Below are 22,931 nucleotides of genomic sequence, written 5' to 3' on the forward strand. Positions count from 1 at the left end.
TAGAAGCAGCTACAACTCTGCTTTTTCTACTCACTATTCACTAATCACTGATAACTTCCGGGCGACCATAGGTCGTCCGGAGTGCCATGGTCAAAAAAGCCGCTTTTTTATTGCATATAATCTCATTTGTGCCTATTTCAGTTGAAATGGGGCGTTTTTTTATGTTATAATCATTATAACATTATAGTAGAGGAGACCTATATATGAGAAAGATATATCATGGGGATTACAAGGTCTCAGCTGCGGATATTGCTGAAAAAATGGGAGCAGGCTGGAATTACGGAAACACTCTCGAAGCCAACTTCGACGGAGAGCCTAACGAGACAGTCTGGGGCAACCCGAAAGCTTCACAGGAAATGGTAAACGCTGTTGCGGACGCAGGCTTCGGTACAGTGCGCATACCTATTTCCTATCTTAACAAAATTGACGACAGCAACGGCTTCAAAATAGACACAGAATGGCTGGAGCGCATTGTCGAGGTAGTGGATTACTGCTACAACAGGGGACTTTTTGTTATTATCAATATCCACGGCGACGGCTACCATACTATCAATGGCAGCTGGCTTCTTTGCGACGGTGAAAATCAAAAATTTATCAAAGAAAAGTATGCGGCAGTGTGGCGGCAGATAGCCCAGCGTTTCGCTGATTACGACGAGCACCTCATCTTCGAGAACATGAACGAGGTCTTTGACGGCGTATACCACGAGCCCGTACCCGAATACTACGAGAATATCAACGACTACGCGCAGATATTCGTGAATACTGTCCGCAGCACAGGTGGCAACAATACTCACCGCTGGCTGCTGGTTGCAGGCTGGAACACGGATATAAGCTATACCTGCGGAGGCTACGGCTTCCGACTTCCCGACGACAGCAGCAATACTGCCGACGAGAACAGGCTCATTCTGTCCGTCCACTGCTATGATCCGTGGGACTACTGCGGCGACGACAAGAAAAAGGTATACCTCTGGGGCGAAAAGGGACAGGAAATAATAAAGCTCAGTCACGCTGATCCCTGCAATATGGCTGACTGGGGCGACGAGGAGCACATCAAGGCTCAGTTCTCTCTGCTCAAGAGAAAGTACATAGACAAGGGCATACCCGTTGTTATGGGCGAGTTCGGCTGTATAGACAGGACTCATAATGAGTTTCCCGACAGGATAGCCGAGAACCGCGCATACTACGACGGCTTTGTAGCAGGTACAGCGGCGCAGAACGGTATAACTCCCGTATACTGGGACAACGGCTACAACGGCAAGCACGGCTTCGGACTTTTTGACCGCAGGACTCTTACACAGACGCAGCCCGAGCTTATCGAGGCTATAGTCTGCGGCGTCAAGAACAAGGATCCCATGTCAGGACGAGAAGCCCTGATACACAGATATACTGTATAAATACAGGGGACGGCGTCCCGTAAAAAGCTCCCGATTACCCGTAGTATTTATAAAGAAGTTTTATGCTTATTATTGAGAGAACCCCTTTTGAAAAAGGGGCTTCTCTCAAACTCTCTCCCTAAAACTTTCGTTTTGTTTTTTCTCAGATAGGGCGCTCCTGCATTTTGCAGGGCTTTTTTATTTATGAAGCGCCCTATCTGCGAAAAAACCAGATAAAAGTCTTTGGAAGGGGGTATGGGGGTGACTCCCCGCAGTGCGGGGAGATGTCCGCAGGACAGAGGGGCGCGCCTCCGTCAGAGGAACCTTTCCTCAGAAAGGTTTCCCCCATAATTAAATATAAGCTTCTATATGAGTATCACGGGAAATCGGGAGCTTTTTTGTGCCTCCATGAGAAACAGAAAAAAATTATTGAAAAACGATAATTTTCTATTGACAAATGATATTTTATGTGATATACTATAGTCACAGTAAGAAAAAAGTTTCGGAAATTGCAATTTTTATAAAAAGGAGCTCGTGCTTATGTGGAACAAGGATAAATCACTGTTTTTATCGCGGATACTGACTGTCGTGGCGGCTTTTACGGCTGTTTTCGTAGCATTCTTTATCCCGACTATCGCTGACTGGTACAGATACGAAATGGCTTTTGAAGCCGAGAGCATTTTCTCCCGTGATACCATGTTCATTCCCATGTGTGTGACCTTGTATCTCTGCGACGGACTGGCACTCTTAGCACTGTGGAAGCTCCATGTGCTCCTGAGAAACATCAGCAGGGACGACGTATTCATACCGCAGAACACCTCCTGTCTCAGGTGGATATCGTGGATATGCATGGGCGTGGGAGCAGTTCTCATGGCATTCGGTCTGTGGAGCACTATATTCGCATTCTTCGGTATGTGCGCAGTAATGTTCGGATTGATAATGAGAGTCCTCAAAAATGTATTTGAAAAGGCAGTAGAAATAAAGTCGGAAAACGACTTTACGATATAATGGGGGTGTTTTTCATGCCAATCGTAGTAAATCTTGATGTAATGATGGCAAAGCGAAAGATATCCTCTCAGGACCTTGCAGAAAAGGTGGGTATCACTACCGCCAATCTTTCCATACTGAAAACGGGCAAGGCAAAGGCGGTCCGCTTCTCGACTCTGGAGAGGATATGCGACGAGCTTGACTGCCAGCCGGGAGATATACTTGAATTCAAACGTGATTAAGCAAAGACGAAAATAACGGATATGGTGGAGCAGAAGGAGCTTCTGCCGTACCGTGGCAAGCTTATAACCTATTATGCATATATTTATAATAAGTAAAGGTGGTGCTGTTATGAAAAAGGCAATGACTGTTAAGCGTGAACTCAAATACACATACGGCATAGATATTGCTCTGTGCGTGTTCAATTTCCTCATATGCACTGTGCTGTGTGCAGGGGGCAGTGAATGGCTCAATATCGCGGGAGTCGTCGCATTTGTCACAGCCCTGATACCCATAGGCTTCAGGCGGCTGTACTACAAGGACGAGACCAATCCAAAGTCCGTAGACAGGATAATGGCATTATACAGAACAGCGCAGGCATTGCTTATGCTGTACGGTATCGACTTTTTCCTTATAGCAGGTGTCTGATATGAAGGAAAGCGAGGAACTTAAAAATGAGCTTAGGCGTATCGTTCGGGAATTGCTGCTACTGCTTTCTCTGATATTGATAATAGTAGCAGTCTGTTTAGTAAAGGAATACTTTGACAAACATTATACGCATTTTAATGCCGAAAGAACTGCACTCATGGAGAGGATATTTGATATAACCGTCGATGATAATGTTAAACTGAAACGATATTCAGATGAAAGTATACTAATTGCGATAGATCAGAGACTTGAGCTTGAAACAGATGATTATGAGAGATTCATTGCAGAAAATGTAAATGCCGCTCTTAAACTTGATGAAAGCCGCAGAGACGGCGAAATAATTTATAAGTATGTAAATTACCGTACGGATATGAAGATAACAGAGCTTGAAAAAGGAGGCTATCTGATAGCATTACATCATTGGGAGTAAAAAAATATTACTGTCAGTGCCATATCCGCTTAAAATGGCTTTTAGAAAATAAAAAAGGAGTAAAAGATCATGAACAACAACATTTACAACGGAGCGCAGACTCCCTATGTACCCCAGCCCGTGACGCCGAAGGTCAAGGAAAAGCCTGTATACTCCAAGGCTGAGGTAGTTCTTTCGGTATTCGTATTTATAGCGGCGTTCTGTTTTGTGAGATACGTTGTGTTTCACGCCATGGGCTTTATCACAACGGGACTTTACATCGCTATTATTACCGCGGCAATAATCTACCTGAGAAAAAAAGAATGCAAATTTTCAAGGTTCAACAAGGTGCTGACGGGAGTTCTCTATCTGTTTACCATAGTTTTCTCCATAACCGCCAATAACTTCATCAAGTCTCTTGACGCGATATTCCTTTTCGGAGCAGGCGCGTATCTGGTATACTCAGTAGGCGCTGACAACAAGACCGTTGAGCGCTTCCTGCCCTTTGCTCTCTGCAAGGCTATATTCGAGTATCCCTTCTCTAATTTTGAGAAGCAGGCTACTATAACTTCGGATTCTCTTTCAAGCTCAAAGGCTGGCTCAAATGCAAAATATATCGTTATCGGACTTCTTATCACAGTTCCCCTGACAGCTGTAGTAGCGGCTCTGCTCATGTCAGCAGATGACGGCATGGAGCGTATGCTCACGAATATATTTGACAGGGTATTCCGCGAGGAGCTCTGGAACATCATTTTACAGCTCGGCTTGGCTATACCATGTTCACTGTATCTCTTCGGTATGTTCTACACAAATACTCATCTCAACGGACTTGCTACTCTTGACGAGAACCGCTGCAAGCAGTCTATGTACAATATGCGCTTTATAAGCAACCTCATCGTATACACAGCCGTAACTCCCATATGCATACTCTATGTGCTGTTTTTCATCTCGCAGGCGAGCTACTTCCTATCCGCATTTGCAGGCAATCTCCCCGACGGCTATACCTATGCCGACTATGCAAGGCAGGGCTTCTTCGAGCTCTTTGCAGTAGCTCTCATAAATCTCGGTGTGCTCTGCTTTATGAGCCTTTTCTCCAAGAAAGCAGGCAGGGAAAAGACAAAAGCTCTCAAATTCTACAGCATTATCATCAGCGTATTCACAATAATACTCATAGCTACAGCCATGAGCAAAATGGTGATGTACATTGACAATTACGGACTCACAAAGCTGAGACTTTACACAAGCTGGTTCATGGTGCTTCTTGCACTGACCTTTGTAATGGTGATAATCAAGCAGTTCAAGTTCGATATGCAGTTTGCAAAGCACTTCTCAATAATGTTCACTATTATGTTTGCTATCCTCTGTTTCTCACGCACCGAAGCTATTATCGCAAGATACAACATCAAGATGTACAACTCGGGATATCTTGACGAGCTTGACATACACGCAATACTGGAAATGTCAGACGACGCACTCCTTGTTGCTCTTGACGAGGGAGAGGTAACTGCCGAGGAGGTAAACGACCATAAGAAAAAGCTCTATCAGCGCGACGATTTCGGCAGTTACAATATTCCTGCACTTTTAGTAGACATTAAAACAGAATAATGACGAAAAGGGACGCTGTGCGTCCTTTTTTGTCGCCTTATATGTGTATTATTGACATAAAGATTGTAAGAAACGAGGTATGGATATATGCTATACATAGAAAAATAATACGAAATGCGATTTTTTCTTGAAATATAACCTATAGTTGATGTATAATACTATCAGAAGAGAGAAAATGCTCCGCTAAGCACTTCGAAGCAGGATATCGCTTATAAAGGGGAATTCCAAAAGGAGAATTCAGAAAAAACATGAAATGCAGTATTATTATCCCATATTCAGATCAGTCAGACAGAACTATCCGATTATTTGATTCACTGGAGAAGCAGGATTTTGACGGAAGCGAATATGAGCTCATATTCGTAAACTGCGGTAATAATAACGAGCTCGAAAAATATATAAGTGAGCACGGCACAAAGGTAAAAACGCTCTGTCTTAATGCGCCTGACAGCAGAGCAGGTCAGGCTAAGAATATCGGACTTGAAAAGGCAGAGGGTGAGCTGGTCATCTTTCTTGACGGCGACGAGATAGCCGCCGAAAACTTCGTTTCGGGACATTACAACGGCTACAAGCAGGCTGGAAAGCCTGTTATGCAGTTCGGTCTCACAAAGCAGGTCTTTGAGGAAAACGACAGATTTTACTATGAGATAAAGGAGCTTATCGGAAACGGTATCCGCTACTGGCTCACAGAGCCCGAGAGATACGGTCTGAACAAGCAGAAGAACTATTACTATATCAAGGATATCCGCCTTGAAATGCTTGAGCCATACAGCTATGACTTCGATAAGGTCAAGTATAAGATGATATTCACCAAGACCTCTAATCTCTCTATCCCTATGGAGTGCATAAGGCGCTGGGGCGGCTTTGAAGAGAGCTACCGCGGCGAGGAAGTCGATGACTGGGAGTTCGGCTACCGCATGATGAAGAATAACGTGGATATCGTGTATAATCCGCAGGTTGCAGTATTCCACCTCTATGAGAAGGAGAGATACGACAGCAGGCGTTTCAGCGACTGGAAAAACAACCTTGATTCAATGCTGAAGAAGTACAACGACAGCTTTCTCAATAAGCTCTCGGAGTTCACAAGCTATTTTGATCCTGAGAGCAAATACGATACAAGCAGAAATATCTGGCTTGATACCTATAAGCATCTTGAAATGGGTGCAAGATAAAAATTGCAGGCTTCATGGGCTGTGATCCGTTCCCTTCCCTGTATTCGGAGCACAGTTCATAAAAATACAAGCCCGATCCTCCTCTTTCGGGTTTATTTCTCCCTAAAACTCCGCGCAAGCGGAGTTTTTTCGTTGTGACGATGTTTTCACTATGAAACGCAAAAAAGGACTTGACTTATATACGATACAGTAGTAAAATAATTACAGCCATAGTCTGAACAAATGAAATGTAATATCAGAAGAGGAATTGGGTATGGATTATAAAAATCTCTTATCTGTATTTATTCCCTGTGATTTCATGGGGCATTTCAGGTTCAGGCTGTGGTAGATAAAAAATATTCAGATGTTGTGTCGCCTGCGGCGGCATTTTTTATTTATAAATATAAAAATGCCCTCTGAGTTTCCTCAAAGGGCATTTATTTTTAGTTTAAAGGGAAAGCGCGTTGTAACGTTTCTGGTGATGAAGCATATTGCGTCAGACGCGGAGCTTATTCAAATACTACGCCCCAGCCTGCGCTGACCTTACGGTACAATCGCATTTTTTCCTTTTTCTTCTGCATTTTCAGCAGTGAGAATGCCAGTACGATGACCAGCAGAGTAAGTACAGCACCAATTACGACGCCGACTATAAGATTAGTCTTGAACATCAGAAGTGCCAATGCTACCCAGATGATTATTGCAGCTACAAGTATGATAGGTAAGCAGAATGAAGCAAAGCTTCTGTTCTTTACCTTGATGTAGTGCTGAATATCTCTGATACTGAAACACTCATAATTACGAGCGATAAAGTTATCGGGCTGAGCCCATTTGCAGAATGCGGCAAGATTCTCAAACTTTGCCGTATAATCCTGATAATCGTGGAATTTTTCGTTATATCTTGTGACGCGGTAGTAGACTATTACAGCCTGTCCCTGCTGCTCGGCGTCCATTACGTGGATAATAGTGCCGATGTCAGCCTGACCTCTCATTGCCTTGGTCACAAGGAACTTTCGATCTATCGCTTCATCAATATTAAGCAAATAATTCATAGCAATCCCTTTCCTTAACGCGGATTAATATATCGACACTGCGAGTACACGCAGAAAATGTCGTAAGATTTGATTTTTCGGAAAAAGTTTATCTTTTTGAGATAAAATAATTATAACATATGTGAACAAAAAAAGCAATACCTAAACCTTTATAAAAATAATATGTCAATATTGGTCAAACTCACATTTTTTTCTTAAAGTTTAAGTTAGCCTTTGCGACTTTCTTTCTGTCCTTAGCCTGCTTGAGCATATCTTCCTTGGACATACCGTCGCCGCCTGCTGCACCTGTTGATTCCGTATCATCATCGTCAAGGAAATTGCTGAGTCTCTTTTTATAAGCGCTCTCGCCGTTTGACTTTGAGGTGAGAGTAACGCTTACGCTCTGACTCTGGGGCTGCTGATAAACGCTTCTCATATTTCCGCCGTGAACGGAAGGACCTGCATAACCCTGTCTGTAAGGAGCAGCGTTCATATTCTGCTGATACATACTGTTGGGCATACCGTTATTATAGGCATTTGGCTGAGGATAGCCGCCCTGCTGAGGATAACCGCCGTGTGCAGGATAGCCGCCCTGCTGTGGGTAACCCTGCTGAGGGAAACCTCCCTGCTGTGGGTAGCCCTGCTGAGGGAATCCGCCCTGCTGTGGATAACCCTGCTGAGGGAATCCGCCCTGCTGTGGATAACCCTGCTGAGGGAATCCGCCCTGCTGCGGGTAGCCCTGCTGCTGAGGATAACCCTGCTGTCCGTAAACATTGGGGAAACCGCTTGCGCCCTGCTGCTGAGCTGCCTCAGTATTCTCATAGAGGGAATTAGCTGCGTCCTGATTATTGGTTTCTTTATTGAACGGGTTAGCGTCATCGACGTCGATACCGCTTGCAAAATCAGCAGGAGCGCCTAATTCCGACTCGTCGTAGCCGCTGAGGAAATCAGGAGCTGCGTCGGCAGGAACTATAGTAGTAGCGATAACTTCCTCATCGGGAGAAAGAACTACCTTACAGCTGCTGTTATCAACGCTTGAATTTACGAGAAGAGAAAGAGCCTCTTCATCAGGTTTGAAATAACTGTAGTCGTCAAGAGAGATGACGATCATTTGCTTTGCAATAACGTGCTTTGCAGCGATAATGGACATAACTGCGATCTTTTCAGCGGGAACCTCTTCAACTGTGCCCTCGTTTATGGATACAGTGGACACTCCCGAATAGATATCGTCCGAATCAGCGATTATGAGGCAGAGATTAGCGTCATAATTCACCAGCTCAGGTCTTTTTTCCTTTAGAGTTTCCGCAAAATTCTTAGCTGTGTTGTAGAAAGAACCTATTTCCATAAAAAACACCACTTTTCTTATATTTATTAAACGCTGCCTATGCGTTTATGAAGATCAAGGCTTATGTCATACTTTTTTATTCAGCAGAGCTGCCTTACGGTCAGCAGCTGCCTGTTTATTCTCTTCGACCTTCTTTTTCAGAACGTCGAGCTTTGCGTTGAGCAGTTCCTCGTTATAGATACAAGAGAGGGATATATCGTCCTCTGTACCGAAACGTGAACGTTTAGCCAGATTATTCTTGATGACCTCCTTGAAGGTATCGAGATTAGCCAGCTGGCTTGTGATTATAGTATGGTAATCGAGAAAATCGTACTCGCTGCCGAAGGACGTATAGAGTCCGTCGGTAGAGCCGTAAAGAGCTATAAGCTTTTTCTTTGGTGCATAGAAGCTGCTGAACATACCTGCAGCATTTGAGTTGCACACAGAAGCGGTAACATTGGCAGGAGCAGATTCGTTATATTCCATTGGCATAACAGCCTTACAGTCATCGAAGATAGCTACGAGGCTTCCGTCGCCGATCTGTACGCCGAATGTATAATCATCTCCTGCAACGGCGGCAACGAGTGTAGAGCCGTAGTAAGACTCAGGCAGAATAGCCTCGAATTCCTCGGGAGTAAATTTGCTTTTCTCCTCATCGGTAACGGGATTTTCAGCAAGATGCTTATCGATCTTCATATTCCAGTTAGAGATTATCTGCTTTTCGATATTTTTAATGATGAGCTTATGATTGACGGGAAGATTTTTCTCAAAAGCCTCGCGGTCCTCATAGAATCTGTCGATAGCCTCTATAGCAGCTTCAACAGCGAATTTAGAGCCCATATGGCTTCTGAAATGCTTTTTGCTTCCGTGTCCGTCAGCAACTACAGCTATAGCGTAGTGATCGCCCACCTTGAAAGCAGAGCTGTCCTGGCAAACGAGATTGGTCTTTTCATGACTTGCGCCCATGACCGAATGGCTGAAGCCGTTGAACATAATTTTTCAGTCCTCCTCAGAAGTTTTGAAATATTACCAGCCTGTATCGAAGGGCACGTCGTCTCCGTCTGTCTGGGTGCTTACCAGCTCCTGGATCTGCTGACCGAGGAGCTTCTGCTTTGCAGCGAAAACGTCCTCTTCGCCGATCTCATGACCTGTATCGTCAGAGAGAGTCATACTCTTACTGCCTATCTGTGACGATGTAACGGCGATGATCTTGATCATCTGAGCCAGCTGTCCGCCTGAATATGCGTGAACAACGGTATCCTTTGAGCCTGTGAACTCAGCGAGGATATTATCGTTAGCTTCCTGACCTATACCGAGAGCGGCTTTAAGTCCGAATTTATACCAGCTGTTGGTCTGGAGCTCTCTGAGACCTTCCTTATAGTCGTCAGACGGATAACCGTCAGTCATGAGGAAGATAACGGGAGCGAAAGAAAGTGAAGGTGAATTGAGGAAGCTGTTTCTTGACATTCTGTGGTTGAGCTCCTTGAAAGCTGCGCCCATGCTGGTAACGCCGCTTGCACGGAGTCTTGCCCACTCAAAGTCCTCTATCGGGATAGGATTGGAGTACATCCATCTTACCTCTGTAGAGAAAGTGAGGACAGCTACCTTTACTTCTGTATCAGCTTCGCCGACTCTGCGTATCTCGGGGATAAGCTCTTCCATAACGGTATTGAGCTCGCCCATTTTCTTTCCCTTCATACTTCCTGATGTATCGATAAGGAAGAATATTACAAGGCTTTTTTTGGAAACGCTTGTAGCGCTGAGGGGATCGTCGTCAAAATCGAGAATGCTGTTATCGGACTCGGGAGCTGTAGATACAGTTTCTTTTGTATCGAAATCATCCAGAGGATTAGCGTTTGCGTTTACCTCGGGTTCTGTAACACGTTCATTGCTCATAATTTAATACATCCTTTCAGTATTACTGCTTTGGCTAAGCAGATTAGATCTGTGCTTTTACTTCGCCAAAATCGATTTCAAGCCCCTGCCAAACAGGGAATCCCTTACCGGGAGCTATGTCATAGAACTTTCCGTCGGGCATCTTAGCCTTCCATTGTCTGTCGGAGCAATTCTTTATACCGAGAACGCCCTGCTTGAGCTTATTCTCAACAAGCTCGCCTGCAACGGCTGTAAAGTCGTCGGATTCGGGGAGTATCTCGCAGGTATAGAATTTGCAGCCAAGATAAAGGGGTGTGCGGTAATCGCGGTTGCTGAATCCGATAGTCACGAATTCCATTCCGCACTTCGGGCACTTGAATGTCTTTTCATTCTGATGAATAAACATTGAGCTGAAGTTTGTTCTTCCGCAGCCGCACTGTATGATCTCTGATCTAAGGCGTATGAACAGCTTCTGCCATTCGTTCTCGATGATACGCTTTGTAGGATCACTGACGCCTGTGGTGAATGAACGGATAAAGGCGTCTTTTATATAATCGGGATAGATTCTCCAGAATTTGATGATGTTGTCGTGGATACCTCTTACGGGACGGTTAGAGTCGTCATCGGGATCGTACACGAAAACTGCGTTCTGACCGTAGTGCTTGAGCTCAGAGGATTCTGTAAGGCAGACGTCGCGGACTACCTTTTCGCCCTCCATAGGATCGCCTCTGAAGAGAAGCTTGAAGAGCACTACTGCGAGAGAATACTTATCGGTCTGGACATTAGGCTGAGCTATGCCTCTTACGACCTCGGGCGCCATGTAGCCCGGCTTACCGCCGATACCGAAGTTGCTTCCGTCAGGGGCGATGTTATCACAGTCGCAGACGAGAACGGCACCTGTATTAACATTAATAAAGAAGCCTCCGTCGTTAAGGTCCTGATAGCTCTTACCTGCACGGTGGAGCTGTCGGAAAGCGTTTACGATATTGATGACGCAGGTCACCATAGCGCTGAGTGTGTTGAATTTTACAGGGCGCTTAACTCCGCGTCCTGTCAGCGGATCGATCTCCAGCTTATAGGTATTGAGGATATCAACGAAAGAATCAAAGCCCTCGGGCTTGAGCTCCATGATATATCCGAATGTACCGTCCTCTGCTTCCTTGGTGAGGTACTTTGGCCAGAGGAACTTGTTGCTGGGCGGACCGTCATTTATATTGTTCTGGAGGTTCTTACGGAAAGCGGCTGGCTTGCTCATCTTATTGATGTCGTACCATTTGAGCGCCCATTTCTGACCGTTGAAGCGGACGAGGTAAACAATACCCTGACCACCGCTGCCGATAACGCTGAGCACCTTGGCTTTGCCGCCGAATTCCATTTCGACCTCTTGACCTATTTCAAGCTCTATCATATGATCTCATCCTTTCTTTTATTAGTCAAGCTCATATTCTTCAGCCGAGGTCACGAGGTTGAACCTTATTCCAGTGGCTAAACAGTATTTATGAACGTATGAATTTTCTATGCAGTAGATAACAAGGTTGGGGCAGTATGAGAAAGCATTTGCGTCGATGAACTTGATGCTTTCGGGTAAGAAGAGCTTTCTGAGCTTATCGCAGCCCGAGAATGCTTCTGCGCCTATACTGCTTACGCTTGGCGGTATCTCGATGACCTCGAGGCTTGTACAGAATGAGAAAGTACTGTCCTCTATTTCAAGAACACCGTCAGGTATCTTTACAACTACCAGATTTGAGCACTGGCTGAATGCGCCCTGCTTTATTATTCTCAGACCTTCGGGCAGCTCCAGACCTCTCAGACGCTTACATGAGGAGAAAGCATATTCTCCGATAGCAAGGAGCGTAGAGGGAAGCTGGATAGTTCTGAGCGAACCGAACTTATCGAAGCAGAAAGCTTCAAGCTTTGTATAGCCGTCGGGAATGGTAATATTTCCGCTGAGTCTGTATCTCAGAGCGTTACGCGGCATAAATACCATTTCGTTGATATCGACAGGCCGCTTTTTAACCTCCTCGGTCTTCTTATCGCTGTCGTCCTCGCTTTCAGGGAGAACTTTAAGGTGAGATTCGTAAGGCCAGCCAAGAAGATATGTAAAGCAGGCGACAACAAATTCGGAGGCATTCTCCGCAAGGAAAAGGTCGCCGAGCATAAAGCTTTTAGCTTTCATAACAGCGATCTCGTGGTTCTTATCCTCGAGAAGGATCTTGAGCACACCCATGTTATACATATTAATAAGTAAGCGGCGTTCCTTATCGTAATCGGGGATATGATCGCTGAGAAGACCTATGAATCTGTCTTTATTGGCAACGGCTCTGGCGCCGTCGTTTACAACGATCGCTCTAAGCTCATGCTGAAACTCCATAGTGTTTTCAAAGCCCTCGATGTTCTGCGGTACAGGAGCACCGCACTGCGGGCAGGCAGAAAGCTTAGGGTCAAGTGGTGCGTTGCATTTCTCGCATTGCATGATCTCTCCTCCTGACTTAAAAATATAGCAGCGCAAAGTTAAATATGCGTATTTATATTGTTATCACGTTTAGTATAACACTTTTCTATTTTAATGTCAAGGGAAATGAAAGGCGAAAAACAAAATTGAATTATCTTTTACAAAAACCTAGCCTTGTATTTGTGCAAATTTTTTAAGTTCATTACAGGGCGTAATATCGGGAAAAAATATTATTCTCAATATTGGCTGAGCCAATATTTGTATACTTATTTGTGGAATAAACCCGTCGTATAAAATTGTTTAAAATGCATACAAATAATTTGATATTTTTGTATATCGCGCGAATGATGTTTTTACAAATTGTTGTTGAAATTCAGATAAAAATGTGTTAGAATATGTTATGGATATCAATCTATAGCCTGACAGGGGTAATGCCGCACGCTCATTATTTCCATGATATGAGGATGTAAATGGAATATCAAGCAGATATCCTGCGGCGGTTTCAGGTATAATTGATCAATAAGGAGGTTCAGCATATGAACAAGAAAAAAAGAAGTGCGTTCAAGTCAGTTGCAGCCGGTCTACTTGCTGCTGCAATGCTCGTAACAGGTGGCTGCGGACAGAAACAGACAGGCCCTCCCGGTTCACAGGGCAGTGGCGGAACAATCGCTGTTATCACTAAGCAGCAGCTCAGTTTCTGGGACGACGTAAAGAAGGGCGCTCAGGACGCCTGCGACGAATTCGGCTATGATATGGTATATACCGTTGCCGACGGTGATAACGACTACGTTTCACAGATCGCCGCTATCAATGATGCTATAAACAAAAAGGCAAAGGCTATCGTAATAGCTCCTAACAGTGAAAAGGATCTTAACGAGGCTCTTACAAAGGCTATCGACAGCGGTATCAAGGTAGTTGTTATCAACTCTGAGATCGATCCTTCAATGTACAGTATGCTTGCTTCACGTATCGGTTCGTCAGAGTCAGACGGCGGTACCGTTGCTGCTAAGAATGCGGTAGCTGCATATAAGAATAAGGGCGGCGACCTTGCAAGTATAGGCAAGATCGGTATCGTAGGACATACCGCAGGTACAGCTGAGAACCGTATCAAGGGCTTTACTGACAGATTAACACGTAATATCGCAAATGCAAAGGGCATCGAGGTGCCCGAGGAGAATCCTTATGCAGCTCTCGCAGCAGCAGCACAGGGCGCAGCAGGCGCACAGGGCGGTCCTCCCGCAGGTGTTGATGGCGCAGCACAGGCAGGCGCACAGGGCGGTCCTCCCGCAGGTGTTGATGGCGCAGCACAGGCAGGCGCACAGGGTGCACAGGCAGCAGCACAGGGCAATGCTCAGGCAGGCGATAATGCAGCTCAGGCAGCTGAAGTAAATGAAGAGAACCTCACAGAGCTCGAAAAGGCTGAGCGCGTTGTTGCACAGCACGAGGCAGAGGTAAAGGCTGACGGCGAGCGTCAGCTGGCTCAGATCAAGAAGAGCTTTGTACAGACAGAGCGCTGTGCAAGAGTAGAAGAAGCAAAGGAAGAAACAAAAAAGCTTCTCGGCACTGACGGAAACGGCTTCTCTATCCTCTTCGCAACAAATACAAACACAACACTGGGTGTTTGTGCAGCTGTTGAAGAGCTTGGTCTTTCAGGCAAGATCACAATTGTTGGCTATAACTCTGACGAGGAAGAGCTCGCTTACATCAGAAGAGGCGTTCTTGACGGTGTTATCCTTCAGAACCCATACATCATCGGCTACGTTGGTGTAAGATACGCTAAGCAGCACGTTCAGGGAGGCGGCACAGCTCCTCAGCTGGATACAGGTGTTACATTCGTAAATGCAGGAAACATGAATGATGATTACATTCAGCTTCTCCTGTATCCTGATAAATATTAATGGAGGTGGATAAGTATGGCAAAACTTTCAAGTAAAAAGGGCTCAGGCGGATATATCTTCGCTGCTATCCTTATCGCTGTCATTTATGTAATCAATACGTTCCTTGTTGAGAACATCTACTGGAGCAACGCTGAAACCTCACAGAGAGTTTCAAAGAGTAACAACTCTCTCAACAGAATGAACAGCTATCTTTCAGAGATTAACAAAAACTCACTCAGTATTGCCGCAGGCGTCGGCAACCCTATGGCTCTTATCGCTCAGACAGACGGTCTGTATGCAAATATTCAGGACGCTGAAAAGCAGTTCGAGTCAATAGAAGGCATATCTCCTGAGGCTACAAAGAGATACAGCTACGCTAAGGCTATGATCGAGACCTACAAGAAGAGACTTGAATCTCTCGGTACAGGCACTATCGAGACCGGCGACCAGAATGCTATGTCAGACGTCATGAACTTTGACCTCTATTCACTTCAGATCACGGCTTCCGAGATGCTTACATCTACTATCGATATCGTTAATGCGGATACCGCTAAGATGAATGCGAAGAATACCGCAAAGTCATATATCCTTATGACCGTTATGATGATAGTTGCTATCCTCGGTGAAATTGCTGTATGGCTGTTCGCAAGAAGAGCAAAGAAGGCAAGATTAGAGCTGGAAGAGCGAGAGATGCGACTTGCAGAGGTCGATGCAAAGCTCAAGAATACACGTCAGAAGGCAAGCGACCTTGCTGTTATGAACGTTCTTACAGGTATGAAGAACCGTTATGCTCTTGATAATGATATCAGCGACAGACTCGAATCAGGCAGATTCCAGATCGCTGTATTCGATATGGATAACTTCAGAAGCATCAACGATACCTACGGCTATGACTTCGGTGATGAGTACCTCGCAGCTGTTGCTGAGAGACTCAAGCAGGAGTTCAGCGATGTTGCTGAAATATACAACATCACAGGTAACGAGTTCTGCTTCGTATTCAACAAGAATATCTCAGAGAGCCAGGCAACAGGTATTGCACAGAATATCCAGCGTGTAATGAGCAGCCCTTACGAGGTACTCAACCTTACAGTTCAGCTCCCATGCTCAGGTGCTGTTTACCACTACCTGCCGGGTGACTGCCTCAACGTCAACTCCGTTCTCGTTAAGCTCGATACAGCTATGAGAAACGCTAAGATGAACGGCGGTAACATGATAACTACTGTAATGAACATCTAAAATTATAGTAAAAACGGCGGCTGTCAGCAATGACAGCCGCTTTTTTTGCGCCTTTTGGGTAAAAAAGATTGACATATAATTGGAAAGGTGGTAAAATATACACACGGGTATATGAGAAAGGCAGGTGTTAAGAGTGAAAAAGTTCGCAGTGTACAGATCGGCTACGGGAAAGTACTGCTATCAGTACGCTGATACTTTAGAAGCTCTTGAAGGCACAGGCTTTGAGAATATCATAACCGAGGAACAGCTCCCCGTGGTCTTCGACGGCAGAGGCGGCTATTTCAGATTCCGTGAGAATGATCCCCATTTTTTGCAGGTGGTGGAAACAGACAAGGAGTCTCCGCTGGAGCTTGAGGATATGTTTGCCAAGAATTCTCCCGATTTCAAGCTGGGCTGGATATCTCCCGAGGGCGATACCTACTCCTGCGCATTTACCAATCACGCAAAATGCGCCAAGATGATAGCTCAGAAATTCTACCCCGATATGAAATTCCCCGAGACTGCCCTTGATAAAAAGGGCTGGCTGCAGGTAATAGACTCGTGGAACGGCAAGGAGCGTCAGCACGGACAGTTCGTATTTACAGACCGCGGTATTATAACCCGCAAACAGGCAGATAAGCTCTTCGATCTGGGCTTATATTATAATGAAGAGGTACAGAAAATACTGGGAGAAGACGATTAAAAGCCAAAAACAGATCATCAGTTGACATATATTGGGCGGTTTACATAAAACCGCCCTGTTTTTTGTGCAGTTTTTTTATTGACTATATTGTCTTTTTGGTGTATAATATTACTATATCATACTCGATAAGTGCGCAGACTTAGGTTTTGGTCGGGTGGTTCAAGGAGGATATTGATATGGCAGAAACAAGATTTATTAAAACAGTCACTTTCGGCGGATATGAAAAAGAATCTGTTATACGACGCATGGAGTACCTCAACGAGCAGGTGCATGACCTGAGAAACGAGCTAAGAGAGACAAAACTTTTGCTTGAAGCTTACAGAAAAGGCACCGAACCCGAAAAGGCTCTTGAAACTGTGCTTTCAGAAGAGCGCGCAAAGCTGACACAGGTACAGGTACAGAATAATACCCTTAACCTGAAGCTCAAGGCTACTGACGACGAGAATGAGAAATATGTCCAGCAGGTAAAAGACCTTAACGGCGAGATAGCTGACCTTAAAGATAAGCTCAAGGCTACCGAATCAAAGTGCGCAGCTCTTATGGCTCAGGACGAGGCAATGGCACTGAGCAATGTTTTCATCGAGGCGCAGAAGTCATCTTCCATGCTGGAGGGCACTGCAAAGGCTAAGGCTGCGGAAATAGAGTTCCAGACAAAAAAGCTGGCTGAGAATATCGTTTCGGACGCAAACGTAGAGGCTCAGCAGATAATCTTCGAGGCAGAGAGAACTGCTGCCGAGACTATCGCAGAGGCACAGACAAAAGCCGAGCAGATGAGCGCGGCTTCAAATAACCTGAGAGCTTCTGTGCTCGAGGACGTAAATACCCTAAAAATGCACATGGGCAAGGTAAGAGACGCCCTTGAAGGCTTCCGCAATGTGGGCATCACAAAGCTGGTAGAGGCTGACGACTGCCTTAACAAGACGGAGGAGGCTCTTAAACAGGGCGGAGTTCCCGTATTCAAGATACCCGAGGCTGTACAGCCTGATATACCCGAAAGACCAATGAGCCTTTCAGAAAAGATACATGACGACGAGGATAAGCGCAAAAAGCAGGAGGAGCTGGATAAGCTCAAGCAGATGGCTGATTCTATCGGCGGCAAAAAAGACGACAAGAATGATAAGGACGAAAAGGAAACTTCGGATAATGCCGCAGGGGATAACGCCGAAAAACCACAGAACGGCGAGAAAAAGGGCGGCAAGCTTGACCTTGCAGCATTGGCTGCAAAGGCAAATTCTATCAAGAATAAGTAAAGCGGTTTGATTTTTTAATGTCTTAAGGAGTTTATATAATATGAGTGAACTGATCATTGTAAAACCAGAAAAGTGCGTCGGCTGTAATGCCTGCGTAAGAGAATGTCCAGCTCCCGAGGCTAATATCGTAAAGCAGCTTGAGGACGGACGTTTCATAACCATGGTAAACCATGACAAGTGTATCGGCTGCGGCGAGTGCGTAAAGAAGTGTACTCACGGCGCAAGAGACTATATCGACGATACCGACGACTGTATTTCCGATATCATCAAGGAAAAGCTCATAATCATGGCTTCTCCTGCTATAAAGACAGTTATGCCTACAAAGTGGAAGGGCGTTCTTGACTGGTTCAAGAAGCAGGGCTGTACTATATTCGACGTATCCTTTGGTGCTGATATCTGCACATGGGCTCATATCAGAACTATGGATCAGGACAAGATAGGCAATATCGTTACTCAGCAATGTCCTGCTATCGTAAAGTATGTAGAGAAGTACCAGCCTAAGCTTTTACAGAACCTTTCCCCTATCCACAGCCCTGTTGCGTGCAGTGCTATCTACATAAAGAAATACCTGAGAAGAAACAATCCTATCGCTCTTATTTCTCCATGTATCGCTGAGAAGTATGAGTCACAGGATACAGAGCTCTTTGAGTACAACGTTACTATCAAGAAGCTCCTTGAATACTTCGACAGAAACGATATCAATATACCTATAGATACTTCTGAGGACTATGAGTATAAGTTCGACGAGCCTCAGGGACAGATGGGCGCTATCTACTCACGTCCGGGCGGACTCAGAGACAATATGTGGCTCCACGATCCCGACCTTAACATCACCAACTCAGAGGGCGTACACAAGGTTTATTCCGAAATAGAGATGTACAGCAGAATGCCTGAGTCAAAGCACCCGAGAATATTCGACGTTCTCTCATGTGAGTTCGGATGTAATATCGGACCTGCTTCGGGCACAAAGCAGACAGTTTTCGACGCTATGACAACTATGAGAGCTATCGAAAATGAGGCTAAGAGCCGCCGTAAGTCAGGCGGTATCATGGGACGAGGCGACGACAAGCTCTTCAAGAAATTCGACGACGAGCTCCGCGTGGCTGATTTCCTTAGAAACTACAAGCCCTCTATGCCGTCACCTATCCCGAATATCAATCAGCTCCAGCCTATATTCGAGAAAATGGGTATGCATACCGAGGAGGAGCGCTCCTACGACTGTCATGCCTGCGGATATGACACCTGCCGCGATATGGCTATCGCTATATACAGAGGTCTCAATACTCCCGATAACTGTATCGTTCATGCTAAGTCTGTGCTCCTTGCAAGACACTCCGTACTGAACAGACAGAACGAGAAGCTTGCTGAGATAACCGAGGAAGTTCTCGCACTTTCTGACAAGCTCAAGGAGAATGTTGCAAATATTACCGATAATATGGAGAATATCGGCGAGTCCACATCAGCTACCAGCGAGAGAGCTGCCGTAGTTAAGGACCTTCTCGAAAACGTTGTTACCTTCTGTAACGATAACTCCACTATGGACGCAGACAGCGTATCACAGCTCACATCTATCCTTGAAACAACTATCGACGCATTCAGCGCCCTCGATGATAATGTTACCACCACAAACGAGAGCTCAGAGACTATCAATAAGTCCATCAACGATATCATCGCACTTGTCGGAGATATCAATGAAGTCCTCGTAAAGGCTGGAAAAAATGGCAAGACCGAAAAGCTTGAAGACCTTGACAAGCTTGCTGAAGAGCAGGATAAAAAGGACGAATAAGCAGGACAATCAATATCAACGCCGATATTTCCTCGGGAATATCGGCGTTTTGTTGTTTTATCAGTTCCATGAGCCTGTCGGATTAAAAATTGGTCAGATATGCGCACGTTTTGTATTGCAATTTTTACTTTTTAATGTTAAAATGTTTTCAGTATAACAGGAGCAATTCTATTATAAAGGAGATGATACCATGCTAAGGAAAGCAAATACCGAAAACGGACAGGTGCGCGGACTGCCAGCAGCAGACCCGAGGATAACCTCATTCAAGGGCATACCCTTTGCCGCTCCCCCTGTGGGCGAGAACCGCTGGCGGGCTCCGCAGCCTGCCGAAAACTGGCAGGGCGTCCGAGAATGCTTTGAGTTTGCGCCCATATCCGTTCAGGATACCCCCGGCGTAGGCGACGATATATACTGCCGGGAATGGCACGTAGACTCCGAGATACTCATGAGCGAGGACTGCTTATACCTTAATATATGGACAAATGCAAAGTCCGCAGACGAGCGTAAGCCCGTACTTGTATGGTTTTTCGGCGGTGCTTTTCAGTGGGGCTATACCGCCGAAATGGAGTTTGACGGCGAACGCCTTGCAAGACGGGATATCGTCGTAGTTACCGTGAATTACCGCCTTGGCGCCTTTGGATTTCTCTGCCACCCTCAGCTGACAAGGGAGCAGCCTGACGCTCCCTGCAATTTCGGCAGTCTCGACCAGCAGGCAGGTCTCAGGTGGGTTAGGCGTAATATCGCTAATTTCGGCGGCGATCCCGATAATATAACCATAGCAGGACAGTCCGCAGGCGGCGGCAGCGTAATGGCGCAAATGGCTTGCAGGGACAACGAGGGCGATTTCCAGAGGGCTGTGGTGATGAGCGGAATGTTCGGCTCGCCTTATGAAGTCAATGACTTTTTCCAGCCCCAGAGCCCTGAACAGGCAGGCAAAAAGGGCGAAAGGCTCTTTGAGTATCTGGGCGTAAAGACACTTGAAGAGGCAAGGCGCCTTGACGCAGACTATATCCGCAGCAAGTATTCCGAGCTCCGAAATAAGGGCGAGATGTTCTTTACCATAGTGCAGGACGGGCGCTTCTGCACACAGGATCCCATGGCAGCTTTCAGAAACGGCACACGTATCCGTGTACCCGTTATGGGCGGCAATACAGGGGACGAATTCATGGAGTTCATCAATGCGTCAGATGATGACGGGCTGGCAGAAAAGGCAAAGGAGTACTTCGGCGGCAGGGCTGAGGAGTTTCTGGCGCTTTCAGAAGCCAGAGTCAGGACGGAATACGGCTATGCGCCTGTTTCGGCTCCCGAGCTTGGGACAAAAGAGGCTTTTCTTGGCGAAAACAGTCAGAATGAGCCGAAAAACTGCTATTACTACCGTTTTATCCCTGATATCCCTGGAGAAGATAACGCAGGTACATTCCATTCGGTGGACCTATGGTTCTTTTTTGAGACGCTGGCAAAATGCACCAGACCTTTTGAGGGCAGGCATTACGACCTTGCAAGGCAGATGTGCGATTACTGGGCTAATTTCATAAAGACGGGGAACCCCAACGGCTTTGACATCAACGGGAATAAGCTTCCACAGTGGAATCCCTATACCGATGCAGACCGCAGTGAAATGCTGTTCACCAGTGACGGCGCTAAGGCGTCAATCGAGCAGAGCAGACTTGTCAGGTTCCTGCTGGACAAAACGAAATAAGGAGGCATATTATGAGTAAAAAACAGGCATTCAATCCCTATCTCCCAAGCTGGGAGTATATCCCCGACGGCGAGCCCTATGTATTCGGCGACCGCGTATACATCTACGGCTCTCACGACCTCTGGAACGGCTATGTGTTCTGTATGGGCGACTATGTTTGCTGGTCAGCACCTATTGACGACCTTGGCAACTGGCGCTATGAGGGAGTTATCTATCCCAGAAACGCCGATCCGCTCAACAAGGACGGTCATATGTGCCTTTATGCACCTGATGTAACAGTCGGTCCCGACGGAAGATACTACCTCTATTATGTCCTTGACAAGGTGGGCGTTATGTCTGTTGCGGTATGTGACGAGCCTGCGGGAAAATATGAGTTCTACGGCTATGTCCGCTATCCCGACGGCACCATTCTCGGAGAAAGAGAGGGTGACGAGCCACAGTTCGATCCGGGAGTTATCACCGAGGGCGGCAAGACCTATTTGTACAGCGGATTCTGTCCGCAGGGCGACAAGTCCAGAACAGGCGCAAAGGCGGTCACACTGGATAAGGATATGCTGACTGTCATCACCGAGCCGAAGGTCGTAGTTCCGGGCACCTGTTACAGTGCAGGCACCGAGTTCGAGGGACACGCATTTTTCGAGGCTTCGTCCATACGCAAGGTGAACGGAAAGTATTATTTCATATATTCCTCCGAGGTCATGCACGAGCTCTGCTATGCTGTCAGCGATGAACCGCTGGGCGGCTTCAGATACGGCGGAGTGCTGGTCAGCAACACTGACCTGCATATAGATACCTACAAGCCTGCGGATATGCCTGCAAGCCGCGGTGCAAACAATCACGGCAGTATTATCGAAATAAACGGCGAGTGGTATATCTTCTATCACAGGCATACCAACGGCACATGGTTCTCAAGACAGGGCTGTGCGGAGAAGCTTACTCTCAATGCCGACGGAAGCTTCGAGCAGGCTGAGATGACCTCCTGCGGTCTCAACGGCGGACCTTTGGAGGGCAGGGGCGAATATCCTGCTTATATCGCCTGCAATATCTTCGGCAGGAAGCCCGAGCTCTATATCGGAGACCTCAATGCGCCCCGTATAGTGCAGGACGGCAGGGACGGCGATGAGGAGACAGGCTACATCTATAATATCAAAGACGGTACAAATATAGGCTTCAAGTATTTCGACTGCAAGGGCGTTACCAAGGTAAGTATTACCGCCCGCGGCTACGGCAACGGCGTTTTCGATGTCAAGACCGCATGGGACGGCGAGGAGCTTGGCGAGATAGCGATAGAGAACAGCAACGTATGGACGAGATACACTGCCGATATCAGGATACCCGACGGAGTGAACGCTATATGGTTCACATTCAAGGAAAAAGGCAGCTCAGACCTCTGCTCGCTATCCCTCGGTTCGTTCATTTTGGAATGATATTATTGTCGGGAATGTATAATTGTGGTGGAGATTTTATAAAATATAGGGTAAATTTTATTAAAAAAGCGTTACAAAGCGGTTAAATTTTGGGCTTTTCTAACCATTTTTTGCTATAATTACAT

The 22,931-nt window shown here is 46.1% G+C and carries 20 protein-coding genes; 14 read left to right on the forward strand and 6 right to left on the reverse strand.

Annotated elements, in window-relative coordinates; all coding sequences use genetic code 11:
- The first annotated feature begins 203 nt into the window (after positions 1-203).
- The 7 genes from T497_RS15390 (at position 204) to T497_RS0100800 (ending at position 6,191) form a co-directional block, all read left to right on the forward strand.
- Positions 204-1,394, forward strand: a complete 1,191-nt coding sequence (locus tag T497_RS15390) for a glycoside hydrolase family 5 protein (protein WP_051530402.1) — start codon at positions 204-206, stop codon at positions 1,392-1,394.
- A gap of 519 nt (positions 1,395-1,913) precedes the next feature.
- Positions 1,914-2,381, forward strand: a complete 468-nt coding sequence (locus T497_RS0100775) for a DUF2975 domain-containing protein (RefSeq protein ID WP_028513969.1) — start codon at positions 1,914-1,916, stop codon at positions 2,379-2,381.
- A 14-nt stretch (positions 2,382-2,395) separates the two neighbouring features.
- Positions 2,396-2,602 (forward strand): helix-turn-helix domain-containing protein, encoded by a 207-nt coding sequence (locus T497_RS0100780; RefSeq protein ID WP_028513970.1) that lies wholly within the window; start codon positions 2,396-2,398, stop codon positions 2,600-2,602.
- Positions 2,603-2,711: 109 nt separating this feature from the next.
- Complete coding sequence (locus tag T497_RS0100785) at positions 2,712-3,008, forward strand: hypothetical protein (RefSeq protein WP_028513971.1); 297 nt, start codon at positions 2,712-2,714, stop codon at positions 3,006-3,008.
- Position 3,009: 1 nt separating this feature from the next.
- Positions 3,010-3,438 carry a hypothetical protein gene (locus T497_RS0100790; protein WP_028513972.1) on the forward strand — a complete coding sequence of 143 codons (429 nt, stop codon included), beginning with the start codon at positions 3,010-3,012 and terminating at the stop codon, positions 3,436-3,438.
- Positions 3,439-3,507: 69 nt separating this feature from the next.
- Positions 3,508-5,022 (forward strand): DUF4153 domain-containing protein, encoded by a 1,515-nt coding sequence (locus T497_RS15395; protein ID WP_051530404.1) that lies wholly within the window; start codon positions 3,508-3,510, stop codon positions 5,020-5,022.
- Positions 5,023-5,270: 248 nt separating this feature from the next.
- A complete protein-coding gene (locus T497_RS0100800; RefSeq protein WP_028513973.1) occupies positions 5,271-6,191 on the forward strand; it encodes a glycosyltransferase family 2 protein in 921 nt (306 codons plus the stop codon).
- A gap of 488 nt (positions 6,192-6,679) precedes the next feature.
- On the opposite strand, the gene T497_RS0100805 is transcribed toward T497_RS0100800, so the two are convergent.
- The 6 genes from T497_RS0100805 to T497_RS0100830 form a co-directional block, all read right to left on the reverse strand.
- Complete coding sequence (locus T497_RS0100805; protein WP_028513974.1) at positions 6,680-7,219, reverse strand: hypothetical protein; 540 nt, start codon at positions 7,217-7,219, stop codon at positions 6,680-6,682.
- Positions 7,220-7,400: 181 nt separating this feature from the next.
- The gene (locus T497_RS18430; RefSeq protein WP_051530406.1) at positions 7,401-8,543 is read right to left on the reverse strand and encodes a proline-rich domain-containing protein; all 1,143 of its coding nucleotides are present in this window, start codon (positions 8,541-8,543) and stop codon (positions 7,401-7,403) included.
- 66 nt (positions 8,544-8,609) lie between these two features.
- Positions 8,610-9,515 (reverse strand): PP2C family serine/threonine-protein phosphatase, encoded by a 906-nt coding sequence (locus tag T497_RS0100815; RefSeq protein ID WP_196243002.1) that lies wholly within the window; start codon positions 9,513-9,515, stop codon positions 8,610-8,612.
- Positions 9,516-9,548: 33 nt separating this feature from the next.
- The gene (locus T497_RS0100820; RefSeq protein WP_028513976.1) at positions 9,549-10,418 is read right to left on the reverse strand and encodes a vWA domain-containing protein; all 870 of its coding nucleotides are present in this window, start codon (positions 10,416-10,418) and stop codon (positions 9,549-9,551) included.
- A gap of 43 nt (positions 10,419-10,461) precedes the next feature.
- The gene (locus T497_RS0100825; RefSeq protein ID WP_028513977.1) at positions 10,462-11,805 is read right to left on the reverse strand and encodes a protein kinase domain-containing protein; all 1,344 of its coding nucleotides are present in this window, start codon (positions 11,803-11,805) and stop codon (positions 10,462-10,464) included.
- A gap of 21 nt (positions 11,806-11,826) precedes the next feature.
- Complete coding sequence (locus tag T497_RS0100830; RefSeq protein WP_028513978.1) at positions 11,827-12,870, reverse strand: leucine-rich repeat protein; 1,044 nt, start codon at positions 12,868-12,870, stop codon at positions 11,827-11,829.
- A 515-nt stretch (positions 12,871-13,385) separates the two neighbouring features.
- Between T497_RS0100830 and T497_RS0100835 the strand changes: the two genes are divergently transcribed.
- From T497_RS0100835 to T497_RS0100865, 7 genes are all read left to right on the forward strand, one after another.
- Positions 13,386-14,747 carry a sugar ABC transporter substrate-binding protein gene (locus T497_RS0100835; protein WP_028513979.1) on the forward strand — a complete coding sequence of 454 codons (1,362 nt, stop codon included), beginning with the start codon at positions 13,386-13,388 and terminating at the stop codon, positions 14,745-14,747.
- Between the two features lie 15 nt (positions 14,748-14,762).
- On the forward strand, positions 14,763-15,962 hold the full coding sequence (locus T497_RS0100840) for a GGDEF domain-containing protein (RefSeq protein WP_028513980.1): 1,200 nt from the start codon (positions 14,763-14,765) through the stop codon (positions 15,960-15,962).
- Between the two features lie 133 nt (positions 15,963-16,095).
- Complete coding sequence (locus T497_RS0100845; RefSeq protein ID WP_028513981.1) at positions 16,096-16,644, forward strand: hypothetical protein; 549 nt, start codon at positions 16,096-16,098, stop codon at positions 16,642-16,644.
- A gap of 176 nt (positions 16,645-16,820) precedes the next feature.
- The gene (locus tag T497_RS0100850) at positions 16,821-17,894 is read left to right on the forward strand and encodes a hypothetical protein (protein WP_028513982.1); all 1,074 of its coding nucleotides are present in this window, start codon (positions 16,821-16,823) and stop codon (positions 17,892-17,894) included.
- Positions 17,895-17,934: 40 nt separating this feature from the next.
- On the forward strand, positions 17,935-19,680 hold the full coding sequence (locus tag T497_RS15405) for a [Fe-Fe] hydrogenase large subunit C-terminal domain-containing protein (RefSeq protein ID WP_080693254.1): 1,746 nt from the start codon (positions 17,935-17,937) through the stop codon (positions 19,678-19,680).
- A gap of 190 nt (positions 19,681-19,870) precedes the next feature.
- Complete coding sequence (locus T497_RS15410; protein WP_037324135.1) at positions 19,871-21,379, forward strand: carboxylesterase/lipase family protein; 1,509 nt, start codon at positions 19,871-19,873, stop codon at positions 21,377-21,379.
- Positions 21,380-21,390: 11 nt separating this feature from the next.
- The gene (locus T497_RS0100865; RefSeq protein WP_028513983.1) at positions 21,391-22,806 is read left to right on the forward strand and encodes a family 43 glycosylhydrolase; all 1,416 of its coding nucleotides are present in this window, start codon (positions 21,391-21,393) and stop codon (positions 22,804-22,806) included.
- Positions 22,807-22,931 lie beyond the last annotated feature (125 nt).

Origin of the sequence: Ruminococcus flavefaciens MA2007, assembly GCF_000621845.1 — a bacterium.
Lineage (GTDB): Bacteria > Bacillota > Clostridia > Oscillospirales > Ruminococcaceae > Ruminococcus > Ruminococcus flavefaciens_E.